This is a genomic window from Prosthecobacter sp., assembly GCF_034366625.1.
In the GTDB taxonomy this organism is placed as follows: Bacteria; Verrucomicrobiota; Verrucomicrobiia; order Verrucomicrobiales; family Verrucomicrobiaceae; genus Prosthecobacter.
The window spans coordinates 211,080-227,706 of the sequence record NZ_JAXMIH010000005.1; the positions used below are offsets into that span (position 1 = coordinate 211,080).

14 protein-coding genes are annotated in these 16,627 nt (G+C 60.0%); 10 read left to right on the forward strand and 4 right to left on the reverse strand.

Translation table 11 applies throughout. From position 1 onward, the window contains the following. Positions 1-40: 40 nt before the first annotated feature. Positions 41-1,051, reverse strand: coding sequence for a non-reducing end alpha-L-arabinofuranosidase family hydrolase (locus U1A53_RS01880; RefSeq protein ID WP_322278658.1), 1,011 nt, complete (start codon positions 1,049-1,051; stop codon positions 41-43). Positions 1,052-1,085: 34 nt separating this feature from the next. Next, positions 1,086-1,751: an HAD family hydrolase gene (locus U1A53_RS01885; protein ID WP_322278659.1), complete on the reverse strand. Its 666-nt coding sequence runs from the start codon at positions 1,749-1,751 to the stop codon at positions 1,086-1,088. A 79-nt stretch (positions 1,752-1,830) separates the two neighbouring features. On the opposite strand from U1A53_RS01885, the gene U1A53_RS01890 reads away from it, so the two are divergent. Both U1A53_RS01890 and U1A53_RS01895 read left to right on the forward strand, forming a co-directional pair. After that, positions 1,831-2,376: a DUF1990 domain-containing protein gene (locus U1A53_RS01890; RefSeq protein ID WP_322278660.1), complete on the forward strand. Its 546-nt coding sequence runs from the start codon at positions 1,831-1,833 to the stop codon at positions 2,374-2,376. After that, positions 2,373-3,305 (forward strand): YndJ family transporter, encoded by a 933-nt coding sequence (locus U1A53_RS01895; RefSeq protein WP_322278661.1) that lies wholly within the window; start codon positions 2,373-2,375, stop codon positions 3,303-3,305. The genes U1A53_RS01890 and U1A53_RS01895 overlap by 4 nt, the downstream gene beginning before the upstream one ends. Positions 3,306-3,307: 2 nt before the next feature. On the opposite strand, the gene U1A53_RS01900 is transcribed toward U1A53_RS01895, so the two are convergent. Continuing rightward, positions 3,308-3,733 carry a hypothetical protein gene (locus U1A53_RS01900; protein ID WP_322278662.1) on the reverse strand — a complete coding sequence of 142 codons (426 nt, stop codon included), beginning with the start codon at positions 3,731-3,733 and terminating at the stop codon, positions 3,308-3,310. Between the two features lie 76 nt (positions 3,734-3,809). On the opposite strand from U1A53_RS01900, the gene U1A53_RS01905 reads away from it, so the two are divergent. Further along, on the forward strand, positions 3,810-4,733 hold the full coding sequence (locus tag U1A53_RS01905; protein WP_322278663.1) for a ThuA domain-containing protein: 924 nt from the start codon (positions 3,810-3,812) through the stop codon (positions 4,731-4,733). Positions 4,734-4,830: 97 nt separating this feature from the next. On the opposite strand, the gene U1A53_RS01910 is transcribed toward U1A53_RS01905, so the two are convergent. Beyond that, positions 4,831-5,280: a CBS domain-containing protein gene (locus U1A53_RS01910; protein WP_322278664.1), complete on the reverse strand. Its 450-nt coding sequence runs from the start codon at positions 5,278-5,280 to the stop codon at positions 4,831-4,833. A gap of 198 nt (positions 5,281-5,478) precedes the next feature. On the opposite strand from U1A53_RS01910, the gene U1A53_RS01915 reads away from it, so the two are divergent. The 7 genes from U1A53_RS01915 to U1A53_RS01945 all read left to right on the forward strand — a co-directional run bounded on the left by U1A53_RS01915 (position 5,479) and on the right by U1A53_RS01945 (position 16,619). Further along, positions 5,479-6,828 carry a Gfo/Idh/MocA family oxidoreductase gene (locus tag U1A53_RS01915; protein ID WP_322278665.1) on the forward strand — a complete coding sequence of 450 codons (1,350 nt, stop codon included), beginning with the start codon at positions 5,479-5,481 and terminating at the stop codon, positions 6,826-6,828. Positions 6,829-6,835: 7 nt separating this feature from the next. Next, positions 6,836-7,885, forward strand: a complete 1,050-nt coding sequence (locus U1A53_RS01920; protein WP_322278666.1) for an amidohydrolase family protein — start codon at positions 6,836-6,838, stop codon at positions 7,883-7,885. Between the two features lie 65 nt (positions 7,886-7,950). Next, on the forward strand, positions 7,951-8,820 hold the full coding sequence (locus tag U1A53_RS01925; protein WP_322278667.1) for a DUF6807 family protein: 870 nt from the start codon (positions 7,951-7,953) through the stop codon (positions 8,818-8,820). Further along, positions 8,817-9,623, forward strand: a complete 807-nt coding sequence (locus U1A53_RS01930) for an NAD(P)-dependent oxidoreductase (RefSeq protein ID WP_322278668.1) — start codon at positions 8,817-8,819, stop codon at positions 9,621-9,623. The genes U1A53_RS01925 and U1A53_RS01930 overlap by 4 nt, the downstream gene beginning before the upstream one ends. A gap of 119 nt (positions 9,624-9,742) precedes the next feature. Further along, entirely contained in the window at positions 9,743-11,110 is a 1,368-nt protein-coding gene (locus U1A53_RS01935; protein ID WP_322278669.1) for a DUF1501 domain-containing protein, read from the forward strand. Positions 11,111-11,143: 33 nt separating this feature from the next. Continuing rightward, entirely contained in the window at positions 11,144-12,535 is a 1,392-nt protein-coding gene (locus tag U1A53_RS01940; RefSeq protein ID WP_322278670.1) for a hypothetical protein, read from the forward strand. 118 nt (positions 12,536-12,653) lie between these two features. Then, a complete protein-coding gene (locus U1A53_RS01945; protein ID WP_322278671.1) occupies positions 12,654-16,619 on the forward strand; it encodes a FlgD immunoglobulin-like domain containing protein in 3,966 nt (1,321 codons plus the stop codon). Positions 16,620-16,627 lie beyond the last annotated feature (8 nt).

Sequence of the window (16,627 nt, forward strand, 5' to 3'; positions counted from 1 at the left end):
AGATGCTATGAACTGGAATAGCGGAGTGGAAGGAGATTCTTCAAGGTGAGAGAATCCCGATCTTCCACGGGATGCTGCCATATTTCTTCGCCTTGTAGCCCTCGGCATCGACGCCTTGGAAGACGAAGCGCAGGTCGTTGGGATCGACTTCGAGCGTTTCGTCATTGGAACTTCGGATGAGTTCGCCGTGGCTGATGCTGGTGGTCCAGGTGGAGGGCGGGTGGATCTGCTCGGTGGCGGCGAAGGGCTTTTCACGAGTGGTGGCGAGCGGCTCCCACGGGCCTTCGATCTTGTCGGCGAGCCAGGCTTTGTAGTAGCGATGACCTGAGCCGAGCGCCTCGATGATGGTGAGGTATTGGTCGCGGTCTTTGAGCTTGTAGGTGCAGGAGGCTTCGAAAAGGGCCTCCTTCGTGTCTTGGAGCAGCAGTTCGGGCTTGGACCAGCCGAGCGGGAAGTTTTGCTTCGCGGTCTCGCGTCGCCAGAAGTGGCCGTCGTCGCTGGTGTAGAGGAGATGGGCCTTTTCAGCATCGCAGATGACCCAGAAGTCGATCCATTTCGTTTTCGTGCCGCCTTCGGGCAGCGATTCGATCATCGGTTGCGGCTTGGTCCACGACTTAGGGTCGGCGATGTTCGTCGTGGTGGAGAAATAGGGTCCGAATTTGAGAGGGCGCTTCTCATCGGCGAGCTGGTAGATGAGATACCATTTCTGCTGTGGTGTGAAGTAGAAGACCTGCGGCGCGCAGTGGTATTGATCGTGGAAGTCGAGCGTGTGGCGCGTGGCCTTGTCGGCGTCTTTCCAATCGGTGAAGCTCAGATACTGCATGTCCACCTTGCCGGAAGCGCGGCGATGCGTGGCGAAGAGATGCCATTTCCCTTCGTGGAAGACGAAACTGGGATCCTTCAGCGCGACATCGGGATCGGCTCCGGTTTCGTCGGGCCCGATGAGCGGCGGCGAGCATTTCCATTGGAACTGGCCGGTCATGAGCCACGCGGGATCGGCGGCGGACAGCAGAGTTGGTAAAATGATGAGGGGTAGAATGATGGATTTCATGGGCAGACTTTGAAGCACATCATTTTACCCGCCATTATTTTACCAGCATCAGATCAGCGATTCTGACATGTGCCAGTGACTCGACGCGCTTCCACGCGCCGGTGAAGTCGAGATGCCGCGTCATCGGCCCGGGGGCGACGATGCAGCGGATGCCGGCGGCGATGGCGGCACGGAGGCCGTTGAGCGAGTCTTCAAAGATGACGGCTTCCTCGGGCTGCACGCCGAGTTTTTCGGCGGCGTGGAGGAAGAGGCTCGGATCGGGCTTCACCTTGCCGGTGTCATCGACGGTGGAGATGTGGTGGAAGTGATCATGGAGGCCGAGCTGGTCCATCCACGAGTCGATCCATGAGCGCGGGCTGCTGGAGGCGATGGCGATGCGCAGGCCGAGCGCGTCGGCTTCTTGCAAGAGATCAGCTACTCCGGGAAGCAGGTGCAAATGCTGGCGCAACTCGCCCTCGCGGGTCTTGCGCTCGAGTTCGATGGCCTGCCAGTCGAAGTCGCGCCCGGTGAGCTGTTCGAGATCGCGCCGCGGGTCGTAGCTCATGTTGAAATCGGTGCCGATGACCTGAGCATAGCGCTCCATGGGCAGTTCGTGGCCGTGCTGGTCGAAGATTTCCCTCCAAGTGAGGTAACCGGTGCTTTCAGTGTCAACGATGAGGCCGTCGAAGTCGAAGATGACGGCGCGGATGGGGTTGGGCATGGGTTATGGTGTGCCGACGAATCGTCGGCCAGCCAACATCTTTTTTTGCCGACGAATCGTCGGCTCTCCATACTGGCGGATGCTCTGTCTGCGAAAGCCCACGCCCGAACGCCTGCTAGGAGTGTTGGAGTCGTGGAGTGATGTGCCGCTGAGTTACATGTCGCCGCCTCGGGATGGGTTCATCGCGGACGAGCATGCGGTGAGGCTGGGAAGTGGCGAGGAGACATGGCGTGAGGCATGCGAGGCTTTAGACTCATGGCGGATGTTTCCGACTTGGGCGGAGGTTAGCCGTCAAGAAGTCAAAGGTCAAGAGGTGGAGCAGATCGTGGCGATGATGGTGCGCATCTGCGGGTTGTGGTGGGTGAATCCGTGCCGGATTCTCCGGCGCTGTGATTCAGAGCACAGGCATGGCTTTGTGTATGGCACGCTGCCGGAACACGCGGAGTGCGGCGAGGAGCAGTTTGTGATCGAAAGGCGACCGGATGGCAGTGTGTGGTATGTGATTCGTGCCTTTTCGCATCCACGGCATTGGATGGCATGGCTCGCATTTCCGCTGGCGCGCTGGTGGCAACTGCGATTTGTGGAGGATTCGCAGGCGAGGATGAAACAGAGCATTGAAACATGAAGGAACATTTCTTTTTCACTCATCCGGGCCGTGGTCTCGCGGCTTGGATCGTCATCACGTTCGTCTGGTGGCAGCCATATCCCGATGAACCGCGATGGATCATGCCGCTGCTGTTTTTTGCGGCGCTGTTTCTCATGCCATTCAGCCACGCCTTGCAGCGCGGCGCATCTGTGACCATGACGAGAGACGCGAAGCTCGAGGTGTTCTGCGCTTTCATGCTCGTGCTGTCGTTCGCCCAAGATAAGGTGGCATGGGCTGTGGCGCTGACGCTCCCCTGGCTGGTCTGGCGTGCGTGGTGGGCCATGAGCAGCGTGCAAACTCTTCGCCATGTCCAATGGACAGCGGGCGACCTTGCTTTGGCCAGTGCTGGAGTGTTTCCCGTGATCGGAGCCTTGTGGTTGACGTTTCATCAGACGAACCGTCCCTTGTTTGGCTTTGATCCGCTGATCGTGCTGCTGACAGCGGCGCACTTTCATCATGCGGGATTCACCCTGCCGCTGATGGCGGGCCTGAATGCGAAGGTGAAGCCGAATGGCCTGACGAAGTTCTCATGCTTGGCGATTCTGCTCGGTGTGCCGCTGGTGGCGATGGGAATCACCTGCACGCACTTTGGGGTCATGCCGTTCGTCGAGCCGTTTGGGGTGACGGTTTTGGTGCTGGGGGCCGTTGGAGTGGCCGCTTCACAGATTCAGCGCGGTTTGGAAAAGGAACGCGAAGTTTTGGCGCGGCTGGGTTTTGTCGTTTCAGGCGTTTCATTGCTAGCTGCGATGCTTTTGGCGCTGGGATTCGGTCTGCGATATTTGATTCCCAATCTGGCGCTGACGATGCCTCAGATGTGGGCGATCCACGGGACGCTGAATGTGTTTGGCTTTGGGATGTGCGGGATTTTGGCGTGGCGTTCGCAAAGCTGTGCGACCACAAGCCCCTGATTTCACACCTGAGATGGAGTTCCTCGAAGAAGGTGAATGGAGTAAATTAGTATTGCGATCCTAAAGCCCAATCCAGCCCAGGCTACGCCAGTATGTGAATGAAGCCATAAGCCGACACCAAAATCAACGACCCAGGCTGCACAAACAACCAGCCACCATTGCTGCGCCCACGGTTTCTGCTGCATGAAAGCCCAACCCAACACCACACTGAGCGTCAAGCCCACTAGAATCGTTGGTCGCGCTTCTTTGGAGAGTTTGTCAGCAATCTTGCGAGATTCCTCTGCGCTGAAGAATTCGCTATATTTGGCCGTCGTCTGAATACGAACGGTATAGGGCATGGCGAACGCCATAGCGATTCCGAGAAGGCCAATGATCCACCCCGTCCAGCCGAGTATGCGGCAGGCTTCTCTGGTTGGCGGGCGTTTCATGCTGCCGCGCATCATTTGCAGACTGTGATTGAATGATAGCTAAAAGTTTGGCACAGCGTTCTCCACTCCCACCACCATGAAGCACCTCGTCACGTTCCTGTTTGCCCTTTCCCTCGTCAGCTCCGCGTTTTCGGCGGACAAGAAACTCATTGTCATGATTGCAGGCAAGCCGTCGCATGGACCGGGGCAGCATGAGCACAATGCGGGCATCCAGCTTTTGAAGAAGTGCCTGGAGCAGGGCGCGGCGGAGCAGGTTGAGATCAAGCATCACCTCAACGGCGAATGGCCAGAACAAGAAGAATTGTCGAAGGCAGACACGATTGTGATTTACTCCGACGGCGGCGGCGGGCATCCGGCTTTGCAGGAAGGCCGCCTCGCCCAACTCGACAAAGAGATGAAGCGCGGCTGCGGCTTCCTCACGATTCACTACGCGGTGGAGCCGACGATTGAGAAGGGCAACAAGGAGTTCATTGACTGGATGGGCGGCGCGTTTGAGATCAACTGGAGCGTGAATCCGCATTGGGACGCGAATTTCAAGGAGTTCCCGGTGCATCCGATCAGCGAGGGCGTGAAGCCCTTCGCCACGAATGACGAATGGTACTTCTACATGCGCTTCCGCAAGGGCATGGAAGGCGTGACGCCGATCCTCAGCGATGTGGCACCTGATTCGACCATGAGCCGCCCTGACGGTCACCACAGCGGCAATCCCGCCGTGCGTGAGTCCGTGAAGAACAAGGAGAAGCAGCATGTGGCCTGGGCCTGTGAGCGTGCGGATGGCGGTCGCGGATTCGGTTTCACCGGCGGGCATTATCACAAAGGCTGGGCGAACAACGACCAGCGCAAACTCGTGCTGAATGCGATTCTATGGACGGCGAAGGCGAAGATTCCGACCGATGGTGTGGCCTCAACCGTGACCGAAGAAGACATGAAGGCAAATTTGGATCTGAAGCCCGGCCAAGGGTTGCCTGAGAAGCCGAAACCGGCTCCGAAGGCGAAGTGAAGCGATCAATCGATTCGCCGATCATGAATCCCGCCGCAGCAGCATTGGCTGCCGCACAGCGACGAGTTGATTTGAAACCCACAAGTCACCGCGCCATCTAGGCTGAGTAACCGCCGTTGATGTACGCTTCCAGTTGTTCAATGGTCATGCGCTGCGTCGCGATGGTCCACTTCACGAGATCGCCGATGGACACAATGCCGAGCAGTTGACCGTCATCGACCACCGGCAAGTGGCGGATGCGATGCTCAGACACGATGCGCATGCATTCCGAGACGTTTTGATCAGGGCTCACCGTCACCACATCACGGGTCATGATGTCGCTCACCGGTGTTTCCTTCGACGACTTCCCCTTGAGCATCACCTTGCTCATGTAGTCTCGCTCCGAGACGATCCCGACCAGCTTGCTGCCATCCATCACCGGCAGCGCTCCGACATTTTTCTCGTCCATCAGGTGAATGGCATCCAAGACCATGGCTCCCGGCGCGATGGTCCATATGTCCCGTCCTTTGTGCTCCAACAGAGACCTGGCTGCGGTGGTGATTTCCATGATGTTTAATCGGTTCGTGGGATGATCTCCAAGCGTCACTGGTAAATCAAGCGGCATCTTGTCGCGGATGTCTTCCTGCCCAGGTGGCGGCTCCGGCATCGCAAGCTGCGAAAAAGCAGGTGCGCGAAGGCGTGGGAAGCCCAAGATTGCCAGTCTTGAGCGAATGAGAACTGCATCTCGTTCCGATCTATCCAACCCATGAACACCCAATCCACGCCTCTCTCCCGCCGCCGATTCGTCGGTGCGGCCGGCCTCGTCGCCGGCAGCATGATCACCCGTCCGCTGTTCGGCCAAAACGCCGCCAGCAACAAGCTCAACGTCGCCCTCATCGGCGTGTGGGGTCGCGGCCTTGCGCACTACAACTCCATCGCGGAGGAAAACGTCATCGCGCTGTGTGACATCAACGAGGCGCGCTTCCCGGACGCGTTGAAGCGCTTCCCCGGTGCAACAACTTACATCGACTGGCGCAAGTGCCTTGATCACAAGGACCTCGACGCTGTCGTCGTCTGCACGCCGGACCACACGCATGCCTTCATCGCCAACTGGGCGCTGAAACGCGACCTGCACTGCTACTGCGAAAAGCCGCTGGCCATCACGGTGAATGAGGCGCGCACCGTCCGCGCGACGTGGGAATCGAAGAAAGGCAAGCTCGCCACGCAGGTCGGCATGCAGCGTCATGAGCAGCCGAACTTCAATCGCGTGAAGGAACTCATCCGCGACGGTGCCATCGGCGAGCTGAAAGCCGCCTACGCCTGGGGCAACCGCCAGATTCCGAAGCCCGGCTACTTCCCCGAGGAAGGCACGCCGCCTCCAGGCTTCCATTACGACCTCTGGCTAGGCCCTGCGCCCTTCCATCCTTACAACCCTGCCTACTTCTCCGGTGGAGCCGGCGCGAACTGCCTCTCCTGGAACATGTTCTGGGACTTCGGCGCCGGACAGATCGGCGACATGGGCAGCCACACGATGGACCTGCTCTGGAACGCCGTGGATGCCAAGCTTCCGACCTCCGCCGAGGCTAAGGGCGAGGCCTTCAACTCCGACGTGACACCGGTGAACTGCGAATCGCACTTCGAGCATCCCGCCAATGACTGGCGAGGCCCGATTACCGTGAGCTGGTATCAAGGTGGCGCGATGCCGCGTTCGCCGAAGCCTTCCATTGATCTCACCAAAATCGGCCACGGCGCGATGTTCAAGGGCACGAAGGGCTTCATCATCGCCGACTTCGACTCCCGCATGATCATCCCCTACGGCGACGACGCTGACCTGAGCTACTACAAGCCGCGCAAAAAGGAGGATCAGTTTGCCGACGTCGGCAAAGGCAACTTCCAGAAGCAGTGGTTTGATGCCTGCAAAGACCCGACCAAGAAAACCGCCTGCGACTTCGGCTACAGCTCCAACATGATCGAAATGATGCTTCTTGGCCTCGTTGCGTATCGCACTGGCAAAAAGATCAGCTACGACGGCAAAACCGGCACCAGCCCCGACACCCCCGAAGCGAACTCCTTCATGAAAAAGGATTATCGCGACGGTTGGAACATCGACGGCTGATCCTGTCATGAACCGGCGTCATTTTCTCACCGCCACAGTCGCCGGCAGCACCGCAGTTTCGAGCACTGCGGCGGCTGCCGTGCTTTCGGCGGGTGTGATCGACTGCCAGAGCCATCTCTTCTTCCCCGAGGTGCTCGACATGATGCGCAAGCGCAAAGTCGAGCCGCTTATCTATGATAAAGATGGCACCGTCTTCCTTAAAATGGGCGACTGGCTGCGCAAAGTGCCGCCGCATTACCTCGATGTGGAGGCCAAGCTCGCCGCGATGGACGCCAGCGGCATCGAGATCACGATGCTCAGCACGAACGATCCTGGCCCCGAGTGGTTCGGTGACGATGGCCCGGCGGTGGCGCAGTTGATCCATGATTCGCTCGCGGGCGTGATCGCGAAGCATCCCACGCGTTTCCGCGGCCTCTGCGTGCTGCCTTTGCAGAATGAAAAAGCAGCCGCCGAGGAGCTGGACCGCTGCGTGAAAAAGCTCGGCTTCAAAGGCATCTTGCTCTACACCAATCTCGCCGGCGCATGGTGTGACGAACCGCAGTTTCACTGGGTCTATGCCCGCGCCGAGGAGCTGGGCGTGCCCATCCTGCTGCATCCGGCCAAACCGATGACGACGGAGCAGGTGAAAGGCTACGAGCTCACCAGCACGCTCGGCAACATGTTTGAAAACACCATCGCCATTGCGCGCATCATCGCCAGCGGCCTGCTGGACAAACATCCGAAGCTGAAGCTCGTCTGTCCGCATCTCGGCGGCACGCTGCCCTACATCTGCGGTCGCATGGACCACCAGCTCACTGTGCTCAAACGCGGCCCGCAAAACCTCCAGCGCAAACCCAGCGAGTATCTGCGCAGCATCCACATGGACATCGTTTCGCCGCTGCCGGAGGCCATGCGCTTCGCGCTTGATTTCAGCCGCGCCGACAAGCTGCTCTTTTCCAGCGATCATCCCTGGGTGCAGCCACAGGAAATCCTCGATCCTCTCCGCAGCTTGAATCTCGACGCCGCCACCGAGGCGAAGATCCTCAGCGGCAACGCCCGCCAGCTTTTCAACCTATGAGGCGTTCTTCGCTCGGTCCGTGCATTGTTTCAGCGCTTGTTTTCGCTGCCTGGCCTGTTTGCGCGGTGGAACCATCTTCGCAAGGTGGGGGATTCCAATTTGAACAGCGTGATGACCGCCTCGTCATCACGCACAGCGGCTCACCTGTCGCGCATTTTGTGTTTCGCGATGCGCAGGTGTTGCGGCCACACTTCGCACATGTTCATGCGCCTGGCGGGATCCAGGTCACGCGCAATCACCCACCCGTTCCAGGCATTGATCCGGTGGATCACCCGGACATGCATCCCGGCATCTGGGTCGGCTTTGGCGACATCAGCGGCACCGACTTCTGGCGCAACAAAGGCCGCATCGTGCATGAACGATTCAGCGAGCCGCCCACGATTCAAAACGGCACGCTAAACTTCACCACCGAGTCGAGCATGCTCACCGCTGACGCACAAAAGCTCGCGCAACTCACCACCCGCATCACGCTCATCGAAAAACGTGGTGCATGGCATCTCACCTGGGACGCCGCTTTCACGCCGACCACGGACGGCTTCTACTTTAGCGATCAGGAAGAAATGGGCCTCGGCGTCCGTGTCGCCACGGCCATCAATGAAAAGAACGGCGGCCTCATCACCAGCAGCGGCGGCAAAACGACCGCCAAAGCCACCTGGGGCCAGCCTGCGGCATGGTGTGATTACTCCGGCGTCATCGCAGGCCGCCACGTCGGCATCATGACGGTGCCTGATGCCGCCAACGCGCATCCAAGCTGGTGGCACAACCGCGACTACGGTGTCTTCGTTTCCAATCCCTTTGGCCGTAAGGCCATGAAGCAGGGAGAACTCAGCCGCATCGACGTGAAACGCGGTGAAACCTATCGCCTGCGCCACACGATCATCATTCACGCCTCGCCGGATGCGAAAGCGCCGGACCTTCAGCAACTCTTGAAATGAACGCGCACGGCATCATCGGCATGGGCCTCATGGGCTCCGCATTGATGCGGATGACCGATGCTCCACGCGGCTGGGACATCAATGCGAGCCGATGTGTGAATGCCGCGACGGTGAATGAGCTCTTCGAGCACTGCGATGTCCTTTTCCTCTGCCTGCCAAACTCCAACATCGTCCGCTCCGTGCTCCACGCGGCGAGTTTGAATCCCGGACTCATCCTCATCGACACCACGACCGGCGACCCGGCTGAAATGGCCGAACTCGGAGCCGAACTGGCCGCCCAAGGCGTGCATTACCTCGACGCGACCGTCTCTGGGAGCAGCGCGCAGTTGTTGCAACGCGACGTACTCGTCATGGTCGGCGGTGAAGCGGCGGTGTTCGAGCAGTGTCGTGATTTGTTCGCGAAATTTGCCCGCGACATCGTTCACGTCGGCCCCTGCGGCAGTGGGGCGAAGATGAAGCTCGTCACGAACCTTGTGCTCGGCCTGAATCGGGCCGCTTTGGCCGAAGGACTGGCCTTTGCGTGGGATTTGGACCTCAATCCAGCACAGACGCTCGACATCATGCGCCGCAGCATGGCCTACTCCCGCATCATGGACACCAAGGGCGAAAAAATGATCACACAGGACTTCACGCCGCAGGCGAAGCTCTCGCAGCATTTGAAGGACGTGCGCCTCATGCTCGCCGCCAGCTCGATTCCTTTGCCGTTGAGTGAAACGCACCGCCAACTGCTCGAAAAGGCTGAGGCGCTCGGTTTTGGCGACGCGGACAACAGCGCTGTCATCAAAGCCATTTTGGAGCCATGAGCACTTCCCAGCCCGTTTTGGCGCTCGTGCGTGAATTCTGGAAGTGATGAGTTGGCCGCCTGCCGAAAGAAAGCAGGCGCGAACTCCATACTTGTTCGGCGTCCATCGCCGCACCTGCCATGCTCAAGATTCTCGCTCCCGCCGAAAAACGCAGCGCCTTCTGTGATGGTGTCTCGCGTCGCAACTTCATCAAAGTTGGCGGCCTCGGCTCCATCGGCCTGTCGTTGCCGAAGCTGCTGGCGCTGGAAAACCAGGCAGGCATTCGCAACTCGCACAAGTCGGTCATCCTGATCTATCTCGTCGGCGGTCCGCCGCATCAGGACATGTTTGATTTAAAACCGAATGCACCGAGCGAGATCGCCGGACCGCACAAACCCATCGGCACCAATGTGGATGGCATTCAGATCTGCGAACTCTTCCCGCGCATGGCGAAGATGATGGACAAATTCACCATCATTCGCTCACTCGTCGGCGCGCAGGCCGGTCACGACGCGATCCAGTGCTACACCGGTTTTCCGAACCGTGTGGGCACGGTTCCTCCCGGCGGCTGGCCGCAGTTCGGCAGCGTGGTGGGAAAGCTGAAGGGCGCTTTTGATCCCGCCGTGCCGCCTTTCGTGAGCATGTGCTACGACTGCACGCACGGCCCTTACAATGAGCCCGGCCCCGGCATGTTGGGCTCCGCCAGCGCCGCCTTCCGTCACACGGGGCCAAGCCGTGGCGATCTCACACTGCAAGGCATCACCTATGACCGGCTCTCCGATCGTGCGAAGCTGCTCACGAGCTTCGACAACTTCCGCCGCGATGTCGATGCGAGCGGAAAGATGGAAGCGATGGACACCTTCACGCAGCAGGCCATGGGCGTGCTCACCTCGTCGAAGCTGGCTGACGCGCTCGACCTTTCCAAAGAAGACCCGCGCCTCGTCGAGCGCTACGGCACCGGCGACACCGTGAAGCGCATCGACGAAAACGGCGCGCCACGCGTGCCGCAGAGCTTTCTTACCGCACGACGGCTCGTTGAGGCCGGTGCGCGTGTCGTCACCGTGAACTACAGCAAGTGGGACTGGCACGGCGGAGCCAACAACGACATTTTTTCCCGCGAGCGCGAGGACTTCCCCATCTTCGACAAAGGCATCACCGCGCTCGTCGAGGATCTGCATCAGCGTGGCCTCGACAAGGACGTCACTGTGCTCGTGTGGGGCGAATTCGGACGCACACCGATCATCAGCAAGCAAGTGGGCCGCGATCATTGGCCGCGCGTCGCCATGGCGCTGCTCGCTGGTGGTGGAATGCCCATGGGCCAGGTCATTGGCTCGACAGATCGCCTCGGCGGCGAGGCTGACAGCCGCCCCGTCACCTTCGCGGAGGTCTTTGCCACCCTGTATCGCAATCTCGGCATTGATGTGGCCACCACCACCGTCACCGACACCAAAGGCCGCCCGCATTACCTTGTCGAAAACGGCGCGCTGCCGATCCGCGAGCTGATTTGATCAAGTTCAGACGTTTCATGCCGTAAGACTCGCATGAAACTCCGCTTCATCGCCTGCTTCGTCTTCGCCACCTCCGCCCTGCACGCCGCTGAATTCCGCGCCGGTGCGGCCACCAGCAACATCACGCCGGAGCTTGGCAGCTCGATCAACGGTGGCTTTCAGGACGGCAAAGCGGCTTTCATTCATGATGAGCTCAATGCCCGCTGTCTCGCGCTCGATGATGGGAAAACGAAGCTCGTGCTCGTTGTGGCCGACAGTTGCGTGATCGGTCGCGGCATCTTCGATGAGGCGAAGAAGATGGTGAACGAAGCCACGGGACTGCCGATGGAGAACATGCTCATGTCCGCCACGCATTCACACTCGTGCGGCACGGCCCAGGCCGTCGGGCAGAGCGAGCCGAGCCCGCTTTATCAACGCTTCATTGCCAGGCGAATCGCGGATGGTGTGCGCCGTGCCTTGAACAACCTCACACCGGCCAAAATCGGCTGGGGCACCGCCGATGTGCCGCAGCATGTCTTCAATCGCCGCTGGCGAATGAAGCCGGAAGGCATACCTGCAACACCGCTAGGCGTCACCACGGATAAGGTGAGGACGAATCCAGGCATCAACAATCCCAACCTCCTCGAACCAGCCGGGCCGACTGATCCTCAGGTGAGTTTCATCAGCGTGCAGTCGGCTGAGGGCAAACCCATCGCGTTGTATGCGAACTATTCGCTGCATTACGTCGGTGGTGTCGGCCCGGGCCACATCTCGGCGGACTACTTCGGCGCGTTCGCGGTGAAGATCGGCCAGTTGCTCGGTGCAGGCCCGGAGTTCGTCGGCATCATGTCGAATGGCACCAGTGGCGACATCAACAACATCGACTTTCGCGGCGGCCAGGCCAAAGAAGCGCCGTATGGCCGCATCCAGATCGTCGCCAACGATGTCGCACAGGCCGTCGCTGCAGCGGTGAAGAACGTGAAGCACTCAGACTCGGTCCCTCTCGCCGTCGCGCAGAAGGAAATCACGCTCGGCCTGCGCCTCCCGACGAAAGACGAAGTCGAAAAAGCCCGCGAAGTGATGAAACAATCCAAACTCTTCCCACGCATGGAAACGATGGAGCAGGTCTATGCGCGTGAAACCGTGCTGCTGAGCGACTTCCCCAAAGAAGTCTCCGCTCCGCTGCAAGTGCTCAAGATCGGCGACCTGCGCGTCACCGCGATCCCTGCGGAGACCTTCGTCGAGATCGGTCTCGAACTCAAAAAGCGTCACACGCCGACCTTCAGCGTCAGCCTTGCCAATGCCTACCACGGATATCTTCCCACACCCGAGCATCATCGTCTCGGCGGCTACGAAACGTGGCGAGCGCGATCAAGCTGCCTCGAAGTGGATGCCTCGACGAAGATCATCGCGGGGCTGGAGGAGTTGTTTGAGAAGCTGAAGTGAAAAGCTATTTCTTCGCTTCTATCAGGACCGTCCGTGCGCGATTCTCGCAGTAATATATCTTGTCTATTGGTGGCATTCTGTTGTGATTCAGATGCATCACGCCACCCAACTGCCTGATATGAAAACTCACCTCCTCACCTTCGTGCTGGCCGGGTTGGCCTTCTTCAGTCACGTCCATGCGGAACTCCGCACCTGGACGAACAAATCCGGGGTGAAGATCGAGGCGGAAATGACGGGACTCGACAAGGCGGCGCGGACGGTGACGATCAAGCGGGCGAACGGGCAGGAGTTTGTGGTGCCAATCGACAGCCTCAGTCCGGCGGATGTGGCGTTCATCGAGACGGCGAAAGCACCGCCTGCGGCTCCGGGGGCGAAGATTCGTTACACGCTCGACAAGGACGCGATGGTGACGCTGAACATCACGCGTCCGGATGGCTGGGTGGTGCGCGAGCTGCTGGTGGGAACGCGGCAGAGCGCGGGCGCCCATGAGCTGTCGTGGGATGGTCGCGACAATCTCGGCTATCTGCTGCCGCCCGGTCCTTATCAAAGCCGGATGGTGACGCATGATGGCATCACTTGGGACTATGTGACCAGCGTTGGCAATGGCGGCACGCCACCGTGGCCGACGCCGGATCGCAAGGGCGGCTGGGGCGGGAATCACGGGCAGAACATGGCGGTCGCGGTGGATGCTTCGGGTGCGTATCTGGGCTGGATTTCGACGGAAGGGCCGGGCTGCATCCTCAAGCGGTCGCACGACGGAACGAAGGGCATCTGGACCACGACGCTGGGCCCGTTCGAGGGCGTGGCATGTCTTGCCACGGATGGCACTCATCTCTATGGTGTGAACGGCACGCGCCTGCTGGTGCTCGATAAAAGCACAGGCGGGCAGATCGCCACGTTGGACATCAAGGCCGGTCCGCCCGGCGATGTCACCGCGCCGATCGCGCCGGAGTTCACGAAGTTTTCCTGGAATTTCGCCACGCATCAGCCGCCGCCGAAAGGTGATCCGCTCGTGTGGGGACTCGCTGCGGGTGGTGGTCGTGTGTATGTGAGCCTGCCCTGGCGTGATGTGGTGGAGGTGTTTGAAGTCAGCACCAACGCGGGTGTGGTGGCGCTCAAATTGAAGCCGGAGGAGAACATCACCGTCGCCAAGCCAGCCGGGCTGGCGCTCGATGGCAAAGGCAACCTGCTCGTCGTGTCCGCATCGGAAAAACGCGTGATGCAGTTCGATCTGAAGACGCGGCAGAGCAAACCCGTGCTCAAGGACTTGCAGTCGCCCTTCGCGCTTACCCGCGCGGACAGTGGTGCGATGTTCGTCACCGAGACCGCGCCTGTGAACCAGATCAAGAAATTCAGTTCCGATGGTAGATTGCTGGGCACTTTCGGCACCTTGGGCGGCCCGGTTGGCAGCGTGTATGCGCCCGAGAGCTACATGCAGCCGTGCGCGCTGGCCATGAATCCAGATGGCTCGGTCTGGTTCGTGGATGATCAATTCAAGCGCATCGGCATCATCTCGTCCGAGGGGAAGCCGCTGTATGCGGGGTTCGGCTCGGTCAACTATGCGGCGGATTGCGCGATCAATCCCAACGATCCAAACGAGGTCTTCACCAGCATGTGGGGGGATCTGACGTTCCGGATTGATTACACGAAGCCGGGGGTGTCGCAGCCAGGACGATTGCTGCCGGTCAAGTGGAAGGGCGAATCCAAGGGCTTCAAAATGAACTTTGGGGCCAACCGACTTCTCTCGCACAACAACCGCACCTATGTGTGGACCGGCAGCGGTAACTGGAACGAGCGCACCCTTTCCATCGTCGAGAAGGACCATCTGCGGCCGGTGATGTATTTCTACCCGCGCATCGTGGAGGAAGGCCCCGTCGCAGAACTCGCCAAGCAGCGTGGTGTGAAGTCGCGCGGGTGGAACTGCGACCCCACCGTGTGGTGTGATTTGAATGACGATGGCGCTGTGCAGGACGAGGAAATCCAGTTCATGCCGATCCCCGGAGCCACGCACAGCCCGCAGTATTTCGGCTTTGGCTATGGCGACATGATGAGCGACTTCACGCTGATCACTTACGGCTACACTTGGAAGCCGAAAGAATTCACTGCCGGCGGCACGCCCGTCTTCCGTGGCGAAGACATCAAGGTCTCACAGGCGCACAACCCGGTCGTCTCTTGGTATGAAGAATGCATGGGCGCCATGACGCTGCCCAACGGCGGCTTCTGCGGGTTTTCGCATGCCAACGATCATGGCCTCTCGCTCGGCCAGGGCTTCTGGTCTGGCCGCTCCTCCGGCGAGGCGATCCGTGGTTACGATGCGGATTGGAAGTATCTCTGGCGTGTCGGCCAGAAGGCGCGGCGCGGCGCACGTCCCGGCGAAATCTATTATATGACTCGCAGCATCGGCACCATGGAGGAGTGCGCCTTCTTCAGCGACGTGGAAGGCTGCGTCCACGTCGTGCATCAAGACGGCTTTTATCTCCAGCGCGTGCTGCAGGACGGCTGGCACACGCGCGCAGTCGGCCCGGATGTGATCGGCATCGAAAACTTCTCCGGCTCGCTTTTCAAGCATCCGCAGACTGGCCGCCGCTATCTGAACATCTCCAGTTCCGAGGCGACGCATCTGTTTGAACTCAAGGGCTTCGAGTCCATCCGCGTGTCACCGCCGCAGTCGTTCACGCTTGCCGCCGCTTTCATCGCGCCCGAAGTCGTGCAGAAATCGGCGAAGGGAGAATACCAAATCCTGCGCGTGCCCGAGGGCTCGGTGCCGATGGCCGATCACCAGGGCGGAGCCTTGCCGCAATCCGGGCTGAACTGGGTCACCGATGTCGCTCCGCTCATCATTTATCGTGATGGCAGACCCGCAGGCGAAGTGCGCATGCTCTATGACAAGGAGAACCTCTATGTGCTGGGCCACAGTTTGGACAATCGCGCTGAGGACACCGAAACTTTGCCGCTCAATGCCGAAATCGTCGGCGGGAACCCCCTCACGGCGGGAGAGACGATGGTCGTGCTGTTGTCCGCGCCGTCAGCCCGTTTCCGTTATGTATTTTCCAAAGTCAGCACGTTGGGTGCGAGGGTCGTGATCCAATCGGATGGCAGTGACAAGTGGAAGGCCGCGCCGCGTGCGACCTCGCTGGGCCCCACACCTTATCAATACGCCATGCCGTATCGCAACGGTGCCAGCTATCACCTCATCATCCCTCTGGCAGGCGTGCTTCCCGCTGAAGACCTCAAGGCACCCGTGCAGATCAAAATGGACACGGCATTCCTCAGCACGGACCCCGCGACGAAGAAGGCGACGATCTCCTACTGGGTCGGCAAAGACCCAAGCATGCAGAACCCCGCTGATGTGGGATTCACTCCCGAGGGCTGGGGCACGGCTGTGTTCATGCCTCAAGCCGTCAAAGGTGATTCCAGCGCAACCGCCGTGGCCCAAAAAAGCGAAGGACTCACCGGCGCTGCCAATCGCTGGAAGACCGCCCGCAGCTACGCCATCGGCGGCCTGCCGCTGGCGGATGCGCCTGCCAGCTTCCAGGTGGCGTGGGATGAAACGAACTTCTACGCGCAGGTCAAAGTGTCCGACCCCACGCCGCTGCAAAACCGCGCCAGCGTTCCTGAGATGTTGTTCAAGGGCGGCGATGCCGTGTCCCTGGTCTTCGGCAAAGCCGGAACCGAAGGCACCGAACAGCGGATCGTGCTGGCCGAGGTGGAACGCAAAACCAAAGCCATCCTGTATCGCCCCGTATCGGCCACGAAGACGCCCTACACCTTCAAATCACCCGTCTCGACCGAGACCTTCGAGCATGTGGCACCGCTGGCCAAATCCAAGATCACATTCACCCGCTTTCCTGCCGGTTATGTGGCCGACATCGCCATCCCGTGGAGCGAACTGGGCTACACCGCCGCCAGCAAGACGATCCCCTTTGATGTCCAGGTCATTTCCTCCAGCGGTGCAGGAAACACCAACGCCTCCTGCGCCTGGTGGCGCAGCGTCTGTGCCGAAGCCCACGCCAACAACGACATTCCCACCGAAGCGCGGCTTTATCCCGAGCAGTGGGGCCGTCTGATACTGGAGGCCAGATAACACGATCA